Annotated in this window: 17 protein-coding genes; 13 read left to right on the plus strand and 4 right to left on the minus strand. The window is 66.2% G+C overall.

Annotated elements, in window-relative coordinates; all coding sequences use genetic code 11:
- The first annotated feature begins 250 nt into the window (after window positions 1-250).
- The 4 genes from AC4H2S_RS06505 to AC4H2S_RS06520 all read left to right on the plus strand — a co-directional run bounded on the left by AC4H2S_RS06505 (window position 251) and on the right by AC4H2S_RS06520 (window position 4,290).
- A complete protein-coding gene (locus tag AC4H2S_RS06505) occupies window positions 251-1,003 on the plus strand; it encodes a rolling circle replication-associated protein (RefSeq protein ID WP_491496746.1) in 753 nt (250 codons plus the stop codon).
- Window positions 994-1,440 (plus strand): hypothetical protein, encoded by a 447-nt coding sequence (locus AC4H2S_RS06510; RefSeq protein ID WP_491496158.1) that lies wholly within the window; start codon window positions 994-996, stop codon window positions 1,438-1,440. Before AC4H2S_RS06505 ends, AC4H2S_RS06510 begins: the two co-directional genes overlap by 10 nt.
- A gap of 81 nt (window positions 1,441-1,521) precedes the next feature.
- Window positions 1,522-1,911: an ATPase, T2SS/T4P/T4SS family gene (locus AC4H2S_RS06515; RefSeq protein WP_491496159.1), complete on the plus strand. Its 390-nt coding sequence runs from the start codon at window positions 1,522-1,524 to the stop codon at window positions 1,909-1,911.
- Window positions 1,912-2,589: 678 nt separating this feature from the next.
- Window positions 2,590-4,290 carry a CocE/NonD family hydrolase gene (locus AC4H2S_RS06520; RefSeq protein WP_491496160.1) on the plus strand — a complete coding sequence of 567 codons (1,701 nt, stop codon included), beginning with the start codon at window positions 2,590-2,592 and terminating at the stop codon, window positions 4,288-4,290.
- A 389-nt stretch (window positions 4,291-4,679) separates the two neighbouring features.
- Here the strand turns inward: AC4H2S_RS06520 and AC4H2S_RS06525 are convergent, their stop codons facing one another.
- On the minus strand, window positions 4,680-5,036 hold the full coding sequence (locus AC4H2S_RS06525) for a hypothetical protein (RefSeq protein ID WP_491496161.1): 357 nt from the start codon (window positions 5,034-5,036) through the stop codon (window positions 4,680-4,682).
- A 226-nt stretch (window positions 5,037-5,262) separates the two neighbouring features.
- On the opposite strand from AC4H2S_RS06525, the gene AC4H2S_RS06530 reads away from it, so the two are divergent.
- Window positions 5,263-5,757 carry a carboxymuconolactone decarboxylase family protein gene (locus tag AC4H2S_RS06530; protein ID WP_491496162.1) on the plus strand — a complete coding sequence of 165 codons (495 nt, stop codon included), beginning with the start codon at window positions 5,263-5,265 and terminating at the stop codon, window positions 5,755-5,757.
- Between the two features lie 8 nt (window positions 5,758-5,765).
- Here AC4H2S_RS06530 and AC4H2S_RS06535 read toward each other — a convergent pair whose 3' ends face one another.
- Genes AC4H2S_RS06535 through AC4H2S_RS06545 form a run of 3 tightly spaced genes read right to left on the minus strand, consistent with a single transcriptional unit; the run spans window position 5,766 to window position 8,408 of the window.
- Window positions 5,766-6,344: an NADPH-dependent FMN reductase gene (locus AC4H2S_RS06535; RefSeq protein ID WP_491496163.1), complete on the minus strand. Its 579-nt coding sequence runs from the start codon at window positions 6,342-6,344 to the stop codon at window positions 5,766-5,768.
- Window positions 6,341-7,576, minus strand: coding sequence for a homogentisate 1,2-dioxygenase (locus AC4H2S_RS06540; RefSeq protein WP_491496164.1), 1,236 nt, complete (start codon window positions 7,574-7,576; stop codon window positions 6,341-6,343). The genes AC4H2S_RS06535 and AC4H2S_RS06540 overlap by 4 nt, the downstream gene beginning before the upstream one ends.
- A 58-nt stretch (window positions 7,577-7,634) precedes the next feature.
- A complete protein-coding gene (locus AC4H2S_RS06545) occupies window positions 7,635-8,408 on the minus strand; it encodes an SDR family NAD(P)-dependent oxidoreductase (protein ID WP_491496165.1) in 774 nt (257 codons plus the stop codon).
- Window positions 8,409-8,554: 146 nt separating this feature from the next.
- Between AC4H2S_RS06545 and AC4H2S_RS06550 the strand changes: the two genes are divergently transcribed.
- From AC4H2S_RS06550 to AC4H2S_RS06585, 8 genes are all read left to right on the plus strand, one after another.
- Window positions 8,555-9,817 carry an FAD-dependent oxidoreductase gene (locus AC4H2S_RS06550; RefSeq protein ID WP_491496166.1) on the plus strand — a complete coding sequence of 421 codons (1,263 nt, stop codon included), beginning with the start codon at window positions 8,555-8,557 and terminating at the stop codon, window positions 9,815-9,817.
- The gene (locus tag AC4H2S_RS06555) at window positions 9,814-9,993 is read left to right on the plus strand and encodes an FAD-binding protein (protein ID WP_491496167.1); all 180 of its coding nucleotides are present in this window, start codon (window positions 9,814-9,816) and stop codon (window positions 9,991-9,993) included. The genes AC4H2S_RS06550 and AC4H2S_RS06555 overlap by 4 nt, the downstream gene beginning before the upstream one ends.
- A 31-nt stretch (window positions 9,994-10,024) precedes the next feature.
- A complete protein-coding gene (locus tag AC4H2S_RS06560) occupies window positions 10,025-10,348 on the plus strand; it encodes a hypothetical protein (RefSeq protein ID WP_491496168.1) in 324 nt (107 codons plus the stop codon).
- 53 nt (window positions 10,349-10,401) lie between these two features.
- Window positions 10,402-11,604: a CaiB/BaiF CoA transferase family protein gene (locus AC4H2S_RS06565; protein ID WP_491496169.1), complete on the plus strand. Its 1,203-nt coding sequence runs from the start codon at window positions 10,402-10,404 to the stop codon at window positions 11,602-11,604.
- On the plus strand, window positions 11,601-12,542 hold the full coding sequence (locus AC4H2S_RS06570) for a hydroxymethylglutaryl-CoA lyase (protein ID WP_491496170.1): 942 nt from the start codon (window positions 11,601-11,603) through the stop codon (window positions 12,540-12,542). The genes AC4H2S_RS06565 and AC4H2S_RS06570 overlap by 4 nt, the downstream gene beginning before the upstream one ends.
- An 83-nt stretch (window positions 12,543-12,625) precedes the next feature.
- Window positions 12,626-13,354, plus strand: coding sequence for an aspartate/glutamate racemase family protein (locus tag AC4H2S_RS06575; protein ID WP_491496171.1), 729 nt, complete (start codon window positions 12,626-12,628; stop codon window positions 13,352-13,354).
- Window positions 13,355-13,358: 4 nt separating this feature from the next.
- The gene (locus tag AC4H2S_RS06580) at window positions 13,359-13,703 is read left to right on the plus strand and encodes a Dabb family protein (RefSeq protein ID WP_491496172.1); all 345 of its coding nucleotides are present in this window, start codon (window positions 13,359-13,361) and stop codon (window positions 13,701-13,703) included.
- The gene (locus AC4H2S_RS06585) at window positions 13,700-14,020 is read left to right on the plus strand and encodes a hypothetical protein (RefSeq protein WP_491496173.1); all 321 of its coding nucleotides are present in this window, start codon (window positions 13,700-13,702) and stop codon (window positions 14,018-14,020) included. Before AC4H2S_RS06580 ends, AC4H2S_RS06585 begins: the two co-directional genes overlap by 4 nt.
- Window positions 14,021-14,133: the final 113 nt, after the last annotated feature.

A 14,133-nucleotide genomic window follows, 5' to 3' on the forward strand; every position in this document is an offset into this window, starting at 1 on the left:
GGGGAGCGGACAGCCGCCCCAGCGATGGGCAGCAGGGCAAGTGGCGCTCTCCGCGTGTCGCTAGCGTCAGGTTGAATCGGTCCTGCATGATGGTGGCCAACGGCCCTTGAGCCGCGCACAGACGCTGCACCCCGCCGATCGCTCATAGCCCGGGCGATCCATCCATTCGATACAGCAGCGATCTGCCTACGAGACATGTAGCGGGTGCAGGGGGCTAATCGCACTCGCCCGCCAGGACTGTCTCGTGTCTATGCGCACTCTGGCCACGCCCCAAGCGGCGTGGCACCTCAACCTCTATCCCGACGCCTTCGAGGCTGGTGGCTCTTTCCAAGCGTCCACTCGGACTCCCAGCAATCGCATTCCGGGTGCGCCAGCTGCCGATCCCGAGCGTGCAGCCCAAGAGGCGGCTCGACGGGCACGCACCACCCTTCGGCGGTTCTGCGTCGCGAATCGACTCTCCCGACTTGGCACGCTGACGTATGAGGGCGCCGGATGCCACGACGAAAAGCAACTCCGTCGGGACGCTGCGCGGTTCTTCCGAAACCTTCGGACCACGCTCGGGGGTCAGCCTCTGGCCTACGCCTGGGTTCCTGAGTGGCACAAGACGGATCACGGCTTGCACCTGCACTTCGCTCTCGGGCGCTACGTGCATCGCTCTGTCCTGAAAGCAGCTTGGGACGTAGAAGGCGCGGGCTTCGTTCACATCAAGCTCCTATCCGATGTGCCCGTTGGGTCAGGTCGCGTAGGTGAAGCTCGAGTGGCGTCCGGGTACCTAGGCAAGTACGTCGGCAAGGCGTTCGGTGATCACAGGACCAAGCACCTAAAGCGATACGAGGTTGCGGAGGGTTTTCAGCCGAAGGTGGTCCGGATTCGTGGGACGTCCGCCGATCAGGTGGTCGATGCGGCCTGCCGCGAAATCGGGGCGGAGCCATCCTGGGTGTGGTCGTCACGAGAAGTCGAGGATTGGCGCGGTGCTCCCGCTATCTCTGTCCGGTGGCACTGATGGCGTGGGCCGATGAAGTGCGAGCTCTGGTCAAGCAGACGTGCGAGGACCAAGGGGTGCCCCTGACGGTCCTCCGCGACGATCACCAAGCACGGGCACTCGCCGACCAGATCAGCACCGATACCGCTCAACTGGCAGAACTCGCGCAGCTCTACGCCGACCGAGCGATCACCGCACCGGAATGGGTCAAAGCACGCGCCACGATCGAGACGCGGCGGACCTCTGCACGGCGAGCACTGTCCGCGCTATCCGGCACACGCAACATTGACAGTTGCATCGGTCAAGGCGAAGCGCTGCGCCTGCAGTGGTCCGAGCTCAACCTCGACCGGCAACGCGCTATCACGGACGCTCTGATTGAGTACGTGGAAGTCATGCCCGGCGTTCGCGGAGCCCGATCGGTCAGCGTCAACCGCGTTCGGCCCGTCTGGCGCTTCTGAGCCGGCCGGCGCCGGCCCCGTGCTCGCGCTCCGCGCGTGCGCGCGGGCGCCAGCATCCGCCCCGCTCAGCAGCGCCACGACGTGACCGAGCACGCTTCGGGCGGCGAGCGAGTGGTCAGCGCGGAGGAGGTCTTCGAGCTGCGCTTCAGCCACCCCGACTGGGTCCCGATGCAGACGCGGCAGGCCGGGCTCGAGCAGACCGGCGAGATCGTGCTGCGCGACCTGGTCAAGGAGGCGCTGCGGATGCGCCCGAGCCAGATCCTGGTCGGCGAGGTCCGCGCGGCCGAGTGCCTCGACCTGCTCCTCGCGCTCAACTCAGGCTTGCCCGGCATGTGCACCCTCCACGCCAACAGCGCGCGGGAGGCGCTGGTCAAGATGTGCACCCTGCCGCTGCTGGCCGGCGACCGCTACAGGGGCGCTTTGAGCGTGAAAGCGCACCCTCCCGATGTTGGAGTCGCGGTAAGCCAGTAATGGCTGCCACCCAGGCGCCTTCGTCAAACCTGACACCAGTTCGTGCGGCAGACCCCGTGGGCGACGGCTGGCCTAGGTGAGTGCCTCGGGAGAAGCTGATGAAGCTGGCTGTCGGGGCGACGAACATGAGGAGGCAGCAGACCCCGGGTTGGTTCCGGTGGTTGCGGGCCTCACTCAGTGGTGACAGCCTGATAGTTGCACCTCTTTCGCGACAACCGCGACATCTCGGGAGGTAACGGTGTACGTCAAGACGGTGACGGCCATGGCCCAGCTGACGGGTCCCTCGGTCGCGGGGGCTGCCCCGAGTGAGGGGTGCTGGATCCACGCGCCGTGAGTTCGGCGGTCCAGCCTTTTCGTCCAGCGCTTCTGTAATCGACAGACGCCCGGCAACGACGCCACCCTTCGGCGGGCAGTCCAGCCCTGGCTCCCTGATGTTGGATCACGTCACCCGACGAACCACCGGCGGTAACCATGAACAATCGAACACTGCTGAGGCGGTCCCTCTCCGTCTTAGCCTCTGGCGCGCTGGCCGCGACGCTCTCCCTCGGCCCTGACTCGACCGCGCGCGGGGCGGCTCCCACGGCCGGCCTCGATGAGGTTCCGCTGCGTGGAGACACTCAGTTGGCGAGCTCGCAGGATACTTGCTCCTACACCCAGCAGTCGGATGTCGCCACCCGCATGCGGGACGGCACCGTCTTGCGGTCGAACGTCTTCACGCCGCAGGGGCCGGGCGAGTTCCCCGTGATCTTGATGCGGCTGCCCTACAACAAGGACGCCGCACAGACGTACGTCTACGAGGACCCGGGCTTCTACGCCTCCCACTGCTATCTCGTCGTCATCCAGGATGTGCGTGGCCAGTACAAGTCGGACGGCTCCTTCTACACCTTCAGGAACGAGGCCAAGGACGGCTACGACACCATCGAGTGGGCCGCACAGTTGCCGGGCTCGAACGGGAAGGTGGGCATGTACGGGTTCTCCTACGTAGGAGCGACCCAGTGGCTGCCCGCGACGCTGAAGCCCCCGCACCTGGTCACGATCATCCCGGCGATGACGTCGTCCGACTACTACGATGGTTGGACCTACGAGGGTGGCGCGCTGAACCAGTCGTTCGCCCAGAGCTGGCCCCTAGGCTCGCTGGCCAACAGTCACGTGAGGCGCTACCCCGACGGCGCCCAGCTGAACGCGGCAATGAACCGAGCGCTGCAGAACCTGTTCGGGAAGTGGTACTGGCACCTGCCGTTGGACCAGTTCCCGCCGCTTCGTCCCGATGACCGCAGAGTCGCCCCCTACTACTTCGACTGGCTCGATCACCCCACCTACGACCGCTACTGGAAGCAGTGGAGCATCCGCCGGCGCCATGACCGGGTGGAGGTGCCGACGCTCAACTTTGACGGCTGGTACGACATCTTCGTCAAGGGCGCCATCGAGAACTACGAGGGTATGAAGGCGCGCGGCGGCTCCGCCGTGGCCCGAAGCGGGACCAAGCTCGTCGTCGGGCCGTGGGACCACCTCAACTGGAACCAGGTGGTCGGTGCCATCGACTTCGGGGACGAAGCGGCCAACCCGATCGATCAACTCCAGCTGCGATGGTTCGACCACTGGCTGAAGGGCGTCGACAACGGCGTGGACTCCGACCCGAACGTCAAGGTGTTCGTGATGGGCGCCAACACCTGGCGCACCGCGTCCGACTGGCCGATCCCTGGGACCCGGTTCGAGAAGTTCTACCTGCACAGCCAGGGCAACGCCAACACCGTCACTGGAACGGGAGTGCTGACCAAGGCCCGGCGCCCCGCCGACGGGAGCGCGGGCACCGACCGGTACCGCTACGACCCGAGAAATCCTGTCCCCAGTTTCGGGGGACGGTTCCAGTCCGCCGGGCCGCCGCCCGGACCACAGGACCAACGACTCATCGAGCAGCGACCCGACGTCCTCGTCTACAGCACCCCGCCCTTGGAGGAGGACGTCGAGGTGACGGGGCCCATCAAGGTCACCCTCTACGCCGCATCCTCAGCCAGGGACACCGACTGGACGGCGAAGGTGAACGACGTGCACCCCGACGGGACGTCCATGCTGATCTCCTACGGCATCCAGCGTGCGCGATACCGCATGTCTGAGGCCAAGCCACGGCTGATTAAGCCCCACAAGGTCTACCGATACACGATCGAGGTGTGGCCGACCAGCAACTTGTTCAAGGCCGGGCACCGGATCAGGCTCGAGATCTCCAGCAGCAACTTCCCGATGTTCGACCGGAACCCCAATACGGGTGGCCGCTTCGGGAAGGGCACCCGCCTGAAGGTCGCCAAGCAGGTGGTCTACCACGACGGCAAGCGCGCCTCCTCGGTCACGCTCCCGATCATGCCAACCCCGATCACGCAGTAGCCCGACGGGAATGCCGCCGAGTGACTGACCGCTCGCTCGGCGGCGTTCGACGTTGTCGGCCGTCTGAGCGGCGCGGCAAGGAGTGTGCGAGTTCAACTAACAACTGGAGTCTCCGAGACACGTCAGGATCCTCAGTGCGGCTCTACCTCTTGCAGCGGCAGTCGAGCTTCGCAGGGACCTGCTGGTGGCGGGCTGCGAGGGCATAGCCTCGCCGTCCCGGATAACAAGTTGCCCGGCGTCCAAGGCGCCTCCCTCTGGGCGAACTGCAGCACTCCAGCGTAGGTAGTCTGCCCAGCCAGTAGGAGCGCCGCCGTACGGCGGCTCCCAGGTGCCTGTCATCCAGGAGATGCTAAGTCTGCACATCCCCATTGACGTGTTTACGGGCGACCTCAACAGGCGCGCTTTGAGCGGCGGAGTGCACCCTCCCGATGTTGCCATCGGCGGATGACGTGATCGGCGGTCGGCAACCCGACGCAGGTCAAGATGTCACCGATCCGTGCAGCAGACCCGTCCTCGAACGTGGAGGCAGCAGTGTGAAGCTCACCGTCGGGGCCTGTGTAGCGAGCCTGGTAGCGGCCGCTGCGCAGAGTCGCCGCTCCGGCAATCCCCGTTCCCTCCCGTCGAGCTACGTCCCGCGCAACGGCAGGAATCCGAGCGAATGAGACGTCGCCCCCCGCCCCTGGGAATGGGGAGGGATCTGGCCGAGGTGTGGTCCCTCGTCCGCGACTTGGGCGAATGAGGTTCACCCGGGTTGCGCAAGACCATGGTGGACGCGGGCGGACGGACTTACCACGGGGTCACCGCGCGGTCATGTCTTGGGTAGGACTCGCAGGAGCGTATACAAACCGCTCTTAACTCTTGCAGATGGCAGGCGGTCCAAGGGTTGCCCTTCAGGCGTCCTTGCATACAAACTGAGCATTCCGTTCATCATGGAGGTACATCGTGTACGTAAGTCCGATAGCACCACAGGACATGACCGTCGCCCTGCGAGCGACCTGGGAATCGGCAAGCGGCGGGGGCAAGAAGTTCGTGTCCGCGATGGCCCACGCTCCCGAGCACGCGGAGCGACTGTTTCCGTACTACAACGGGGTGCGGTTCGAGACCCGCATCGGTCCGAAGGTCTGCGAGTTGTTGCGTCTTTCGATCGCTCAGACGACTCAGTGCCCGATCTGCCTGAAGGGACGACGCGACGACGCTTTTGCCGAGGGTTTGACGGAGGATCAGGTTGCCGCATTGGGCGCTCCGGACGAGGGCGCATTCACCAAAGCAGAACTGGCTGTGGTGCGTTTCGCCACAAAGTTTGGCGCGGATCACTTTGCGATTGGTGAGGCAGACTTCGTCGAGTTGCGCCGCCACTTCGATGAGGAAGAGGTCGTTGAGATCGGGATGCTGTGCGCGCAGTTCTTGGGGTTTGGTCGCCTTGTCATGGTGCTGGGTCTGGAGAACCCTGTCTGCCCGATTCCCTGACGCATTCCTTAGATTTCGACGGCCTCCAGGCGGGCGTGCTGCAATGCCGACGCCAGCATTGCGAGGTTCTCGAACATCACCGCGGCGGCGTCGTCGGATCCAGCCGGTGCGGCCAGCTCTCCGCGCTGGTCGATCCTTTCAGCGACGAGCGGGACCATCACGGCCTCGTGAACGGTGAAGCAGTTCATTGATCCCAGCATCTGTTTCACCACAGAGGCTGACCGGACCCCGCCGGCCGCCCCGCCGTAGCTGACGATGGCGGCGGCTTTCCAGCGCCACTCGTTGTGCAGGTAGTCCAGTGCGTTCACCAGCGATGGCGGCGGCACCAGGTTGTATTCGGGCGTCACGATCAGGAAGGCGTCGGCCGGCGCCACGATTGCGCTCCATTGCTGTGTGTGTTGCTTGGTGTACGCCGAGGCGCGGGGATGGTTAGGCTCGTCGAGGATCGGCAGGGGCACGTCCGCGAGATCGACCATCTCGACATCGTGAAACAGCTCGGCCGCCCGGGGATGGTCCTTCGCCCAGCGCGCGACCGCCGGTCCTACCCGCCCGGGTCGGGTGCTGGCCAGAATGATGAGCAGTCTCATCGCTGGCCCCGGAGACCGGGGCCGCGGCCGGACCACTTCCAGGGATATTCGGGGTCGTCGCAGGCCAGCGCGCCTTCACCGAGCTCGAGCGGGTTGAAGGTGTCGACCATGAAGGCCATCTCGTTGCTCTCGGTCATGCCTGGAGAGTCCAGGTAGGCCTGCCTGTTCGGGCCGTGGGTGTAGGCGGCCGGGTGGAGTGAGACAGAGGCATTGCCGATGCCAGATCCCTTCCGGGCGGCGGTCTCGCCTGCGTGGTAGAACATCACCTCGTCCGAGTCCACGTTGGAGTGGTAGTAGGGCACCTTGATTGCCTGCGGGTGCGTCTCAAGCGGGCGCGGAACGAAGTTGCAGATGACGAAGTTTTGCCCCTCGAGGATCTGGTAAGTCGGCGGTGGCTGCAGGATTTCTCCGGTGACCGGCGAGAAGTCGCGGTAGTTGAACGCGTAGGGGTAGAGGCACCCATCCCAGCCGACCACGTCGAACGGGTGGTGGTCGTAGATCACGACCGACCCGGCGACCCCGCCCGCGCTGCGGTGCTTCACGTACACCTCGGTGTCCTGCCAGAGCAGGTCCTCGGCTACGCACGTAGACCCTTGCGGCACGCGCAGGTCGCGCTCGCACAGCGGAGCGCCTTCGAGGAACTGCCCGTACTTGCTGAGGTACTTGCCAGGGAACCGGATGTGTCCCGAACCCTCCACGGTGAATGCCTTCAGGGGTCCCGCCTTAGCGACGTTCTGCGGGATCCAGCGATGGATGCTGACGCGCGGGATGACCACGTTGTCGCCGGCCCGCACGTGCAGTGCACCGAAGGCGGACTCGACGACCGCCTCGCCGCTCTCGATGTAGACCACCTCGTCGCCGATGCCGTTGGAATAGAGCGGCGACGGGCTGTCGGCCACGACGTAGCCGATGCGCACGTCGCTGTTGACAAGGATCGAACGGCGGTCGCGGACGACGTCACAACCATTCGTTCCACTGCCGTCCTTCGGGAACAGGTCCGGAAGTCGGAAGTGGCGTGGGCCCAACGGAGCGTTGGCGGTTGTCAAGGTGTCACCGAGGTCCCAGTCGCGGTGATCCACCAGGCTTGAGGGGACGCCGCGGTGATAGAGCAGTGACCCGGTGCTGGAGAATCCCTCTTCGCCGACGAACTCCTCGAAGGTCGGCTCCCCGTCGACCTCATAGGTGATGTGACGCTTGGGCGGGACCTGCCCGACGGAGCGGTAGTAGACCATCAGTTCCTCCAGAGTTGTACGTGGGTGGGAGTCTGCAGCACGAGGGGGCTTGGCGACTTCACATCAGGTGCCAACCGCCGTCGACGAAGATTGTCTGGCCACACGTGTACGCCGCGAGCGGCGAGGCGAGATAGAGCACGGTGCGCGCGATGTCCTCCGCGGTGCCCGACCGTCGCATCGGCACAGTGGCGAGCGTGGCCTTCTTGGCGATGGCACGCGGGTCGTCGTCCGGCCAGTCGGTGAGCCGGGTGTCGACGTAGCCGGGGGAGACGGCGTTGACCCGGATGCCCTGGGGTGCCCACTCGGCGGCCGTGTAGCGGGTGACGTTCTCCAGGGCGGCTTTCGACGTGGCGTAGGAGAGGCGCTCCGGCAGCCACTTACCGGCGACGAGGGAGGTGATGTTGACGATGGTGCCGCCCGCCCCATGGCCGGTCATCGCGCGATAGGCCAGTTGGCTACCGCGCAACGCGCTCGCGGTGTTGTCCCGCATCACGTTTTCGAACTCGACGAGATCCACGTCCTTCGCCTCCGCGTGGCTGACCCGCCCCGCGTTGTTGACCCAAACGGCGAGTGGGGGCAGCTCGCCGAGGGCAGCCTCGACCGGTGCCACGCACTCCTCGCCACTCAGGGAAGCCACCACGCCGACTGCGCTACTCCGACATCGGAGTTCGGCGACGGTCGACTCGAGCTCGGGTCCGTCGCGGTCCACGAGGAGCAGTTCCATGCCCTGGGTCTGAAGCACCTCGGCGATCCGCAGCCCGATGCCCCGGGCGTCCCCGGTGACGACAGCGGTCTTGCCGACAAGCTCGGCGAACGGCTGCGCAAAGTTCATAACGCCCTCCCAAGTTGTGTACAGGATGCACGGTTGTTGACGAATCGTCCACCGTGAGGTGTGATGTACAACATTGCAAGCGGGTCGGAACGTATACAATGCGACGCTTGATGTGAAGAGGCCACGACGCCGCCAGGAGGCATGAGATGTCTGAACAGGACTGGGACGTCATCGTTGTGGGTGCCGGCGGCGGCGGTCTGAGCGCCGCGATCGCCGCGGCGGACCACGGCAATAGGGTTGTCGTCTTCGAGTCGGAACCCGAGATCGGCGGATCGACCAACCTCTCGGCGGGGATGTTCACCGCGGGCGGCACCAGCATTCAGGCTGCGCTGGGGATAGACGACTCGCCCGCTCGCTACTTCAAGCACTATAAGGACCTCAACCAGTGGCGGCTCCGGCCCGGGCTAGCGCGCAGCTTCTGCGAACGCTCTCGCGACACGCTCGAGTGGCTCCTTGCGATCGGGGTGAAGATCCCCGCCCAACGCTCCGACAACGCTCACATGCCCGGTCTCTGCCGAGCCGGCGTGGAGGACACCTGGCGGGGTCACGTCCCTGCGGGGGAGGGTTATGGCTTGGTGCAGGCCTTCGACCGAGCCCGCAAAGAGCGTGGCGTCGAGGTCATCCTTCGGGCGCCGGTCGAACGGCTGCTGACCCAAGAAGGCCGGGTCAGCGGTGTTGCGGTGGACGGCGTCGAGGTCGGCGCATCCGCCGTCGTCATCGCCAGTGGGGGACTCACCCGCACGCCCGAGCTGGTGGCTCGCTACTACCCCGATGCTCTGGCCGCCGGCGACAGCCTCTTCGTGGCCAGTGCCCCCGGCTCCCGGGGCGACCACATTGGCTTCGCTGAGCAAGTTGGCAGCCCGATCGTAAGCCAGGGCTGGGGCATGCTCCTGGTCACGGCCTATTTCCGGCGCCACCACCACTGGAAGTCTGGTTTCCCGCCAGTCTCCCGGATGATGGTGGACAGCACCGGGTGCCGCTTCATGGACGAAGACGCGCCCTATGCCGTGGCCGCGGGCATCGTCGCCGACCACGGCAACGAGGTGTGGATGGTCTTCGACGAGTCCGCCCGCCTCGGCCTAATCGGGGGCTATGTCGGACTGGACCCCGGCCCGGGTGGCCGAGGAAGCGGCGTCGGGGCGGACGCTCGCCGCGGAGACCGTGAACGGCCTCGCCCAGCAGATGGGCGTCCCCGGCTCTGCTCTCCAGGCCACGATGACCTCCTGGAACGCCACCCTGCCGCACGGAATCGACCCCTCCTTCCTGCGCCACGAGTCCCTCGCCGCCAAGGGCACAGACCCCGCGCTCACCCCGATAGCGACTCCGCCCTACTACGCCGTCCGCACCCTTCCGGCCGAGCTCGCGGTGAGCCACGCCGGTATGCAAGATCGACCAGACCGCCGCCGTGATCGACCGCGACGGTCGCCGGATCCCTGGCCTTTTTGCGGCCGGTGAGGCAGCCGGCGGAATCCTCGGCGTCCGATATGTCGGCGGCGGCAACTCGATCGCCAACGCCCTGGTCAACGGCCGCACCGCCGGGCAGAGCGCGTCCACGCAGGCCACAGTTCTTCACCCACACCTCTGAGCGTCCAGCACACGATGAAAGGCAGACCGCTGTGTACTACCTGAACACCACCCGCTACCTGCTGACCCCGGCCACCCCGGAAACCATCGACAAGCTCCTCGCGGTGCTCGAGTCCGAAATCCTGCCCCGGGCTACGACCCTGCAGGGGATGAAGAGCATCTCGTGGATGGTGTCGACCGATGGCCTCACCGTGCAGGCGTTCTCGGGATGGGACGCCGAGGAAGACCTCCTGCATGCGCAGAACAGTTCGCAACACGCGGAGAACGGCGCCCTGATCAATGAGCTCCTGGGCGGTCTGGTCGAGCCGCAGGGTCACGCCCATTATCGCCTGCTCAGCCACAACGAGCTCGGTTGAGGCGCGCCTCCGCCCAGCCGCTGTCCACCCATTACTCGAAGGAGCGTCCGACCATGACCTCACCGGATCCTGCCTCTCCACCCTTGGCCGGCATCAGGGTCTTGGAGCTCGGCCAGTTGATCGCCGGCCCGTTCTGCGGGCAGCTGCTGGCGGACTTCGGGGCCGACGTAATCAAGATCGAGGAGCCCGATCGCGGTGACCCAATGCGCGCCTGGGGCGTCATCACCGAGGGCAAGTCGCTCTCGTGGAACGTGATTGCCCGGGGCAAGCGCTGCATCACCGCCAACCTGCGCACGTCTGAGGGTCGCGACCTCGTGCTTGAGCTGGTCAAGCAGGCCGATGTCGTGGTGGAGAACTTCCGGCCCGGCACTCTTGAGCGCTTCGGCCTCGGTTACGAGGTGCTGGAGGCAGCGCGGCCCGGAATCGTGCTGACCCGGGTGAGTGGCTTTGGCCAGGACGGACCCTATTCGTCGCGCCCCGGCTACGGGTCGATCGGTGAGGCGATGGGCGGCCTTCGACACTTGGTTGGCGACCCCGACCGTCCGCCCAGCCGGATCGGCGTCTCGATCGGCGACCTCCTTGCCGGCACTCATGCGGCGCTGGGCACCCTGCTGGCCCTCCGGGTCCGAGACCGCAGCGGTCAGGGACAGGTGGTCGACGTGTCCATCTATGAATCGGTGCTCGCCCTTACTGAGTCGCTGGTCTCCGACTATGCCGTCGGCGGGGTCACCCACGAGCGCTCAGGCGCGGTACTGCCGGGGGTCGCGCCGAGCAACGTCTATCCCACCAAGGACGGGCACTCGCTGCTGATCGCTGCCAACCAGGACACCGTTTTCCGTCGGCTGACCGTCGCGATGGGCCAGTCCGAGCTTGGTACCTCGAAGGAGTACGGCACTCACGTGGCCCGCGGCCAGCGGCAGGTCGAACTGGACGACCTCATCGCGCAGTGGACGGAATCGTTGAACGCCGAGGACGTGGAGGCAGCGCTCGACGAGCACGCAGTGCCGGTTGGGCGGGTCTTCGTGGCAAAGGACATGCTGTCCGACCCGCACTTCCGGGCCCGAAAGAGCATCGTGGAGATCGAGGACGAGGTGCTTGGCCGGGTGCCGATGCAGGCGGTCGCCCCGCGCCTGAGCAAGACGCCGGGCGGAATCCGCTGGGGCGGGGCCGACCACGGGGCGCACGACGATGAGGTCCGCGGCGAGCTGCTCCTTGCGGCAGCTCCCGAGGAGTCCGTCGAGACGGGCCCTTCGTGAGCGCCCTGACCATGGTGCCCGACCTGCCGGCCTCTGTCGAGGTCGTCGAGGTGCTGCTACGTGACGGCCTGCAGAACGAGAAGGTCATCGCGCCCATCAAGGAAAAAGTGCGCTGGGCCGGGATGCTCGTCGCGGCCGGAGCACGCCGGATCGAAGCCGTCTCCTTCGTGCACCCGGGGGTAGTACCCGCGATGGCCGATGCCGAAGCGGTGATGGCCGCCGTCGAGAGGGTGGACGGCGTCAGCTGGAGTGGTCTGGTGCTCAACCGCCGGGGTCTCACACGAGCACTCGCGGCGGGCGTCGACGAGATCAACGTCGTTGTCTGCGTCAGTGACACCTTTAGCCAGCGCAACCAGAACACCTCGACCCACGAAAGCGTCGAGACCGCGCTGGAGGTAGTTCAGGAGGCACGCACGGCTGGGCTGGTCACCACCGTCACTCTCGCGACCGCCTTCGGCTGCCCCTTCGAGGGTGAGGTAGGCGCAGATCGGGTGCAGAAGATCGCCGCGAAGGTGGCCGAGTCGGCACCGCACGAGATCTGCCTGGCCGACACCATCGGAGTCGGCGTACCGAGCCAGGTGGCGCACCTCGGCGGACTGGTCCGCGACGTGACGCCGGTGGACACCGCCCTCCGCTTCCACTTCCACGACACCCGCAACACCGGCATTGCGAACGCCTGGGAGGCGGTACGCCTCGGCGCCGACGCGCTCGACGCCAGCGCCGGAGGATTCGGCGGTTGCCCCTTCGCGCCGCGGGCTACCGGCAACATCGCGACTGAGGACCTGGTCTACCTGCTCGACCGCGCAGCAGTCGCCACTGGGCTCGACCTGACCGCCTTGATTGAGGTGGCCAGCGCTGCGGGCGCCGTGATCGGCAAGACCCCGCTCTCCTCGCTCTCCCGAGCAAACTCGTTTCCCGAACCCTCAGGAAGGTCGTGACCATGCGTATCTGGTGGCAGTCACTCAGTGGCCCGGACTGGGCAGGCCCCTATCGAGAGCACCTGAAAACCCACGGCCAGGAGGTGCTCGGCGACTTGGCCGAGTTCCACCTGCGCGGGCTGCCGGCAGGGTCCTTCGGCGGGCTGCCGCCGATGCAGCTGCTGAAGTATCCCTATGCCTCCCACCGGCTGATGTCCGTCATCCCCGAGCAGGCGCTGCAAGCCGAGAACGAGGGCTACGACTGCTTCGTGCTCGGCTCCTACACGGAGCCCCACGTGCGTGAGGTCCGCTCGCTGATCGATATGCCCGTGACCACCATGACCGAGGCCACGCTGCTCACCGCCTGCTCCCAGGCCGCGCGCATCGGCATCGTGACGATCACACCGCACCTAGCGGCCATCACCCGCCAACTGGTCGCCAAGCACGGGCTGCAGGACCGGATCGGCCCGATCGTGGTGATGGAGCCCGAGGTCTTCGAGGACGAGCTCACCGTGGCCTTCGACGCACCGGGTGCCGTGGTCGACCGGTTCACCCGGGCCGCACAGACGTGCGTCGACGACTTCGCCGACCTGATCATCCCCGCCGAGGGGATCCTCAGCGAGGTGCTCCGGGTCGCCGGTGTCAGTAAGGTCGCCGGCGCGCCAGTCATGGACTGCGTCGGAGTCACCGTGCTGCACGCCCTCTTCCTGACCCTCGCGCGTCAGCGGTCGCAGCTGGAGCCCGGCCGAGTCTGGTCCTATCCCCGCCTATCACCGGACCTCCTGAACGTCGTCCGGTCCGTCGGCGCCCCCGAACCACGCACGGAGAGGTGAACACATGTATCGCCGCGCATACGCGATCGCGCTCAAACCCGAGGTCACGCCCGAGACGGTCGTCGAGTTCGTCGAGGTGCTGCGCCGCGCCGCCGATCACATCGAGACGATGGTGACCTCGAAGGTGGCTGTCGAGGTCACCCCGCACACGCCGTGGGACCTGGTCTGGGAGAACGACTTCCAGAGCGAGGATGACTACCACGCCTATCTGGTGCACCCCTATCACTGCAACGTGATCGATCACTTTATGTATCGCGAACACCCGAGCAACGTCGTCAAGGAGATCTTCTGCCTGCGGTGGGACGAGTCCCTCAAGCTGCCCGGCGGCGTTCCTGGGGAGGCACCGTGACGGCCGCACCGCTGTACATGGTGGAGCACGTGCACCTCCTACCGGGAGGCACCGAGGAGTATCTCGCCGCCTTCACTCGTGACTACTTGCCGATGACTGAGGGGCACGGCGTGGACCTGGTCAGCACGCTGCGGAGCCCACGGGGCACGGGTGAGGAAGAGCTGGTCTTTCTGTGGCGGATCGAGAGCTGGCAGCACTACTCCCAATTCCGCACTTTCTTCCAGTTCGGCAACGAGCCGGCGGCCACCGACTGGCTGACGCTGGCCGAGCGCCTGCGCACGGGTGGGCGTCGTCGGCTGCTGGAGGAAGTTGTCTGACACCACCAGTCCGGACCGCGATTTTGTATACGTTTACGCGTGTCCCTGTGCTCTCGGATCCGAGGTGAACAGCCCCTGAGTTTGCCCGCACATCCCGCTGTTTGCGCCTGAGA

It is taken from the genome of Nocardioides sp. Z13_37, from assembly GCF_058355585.1.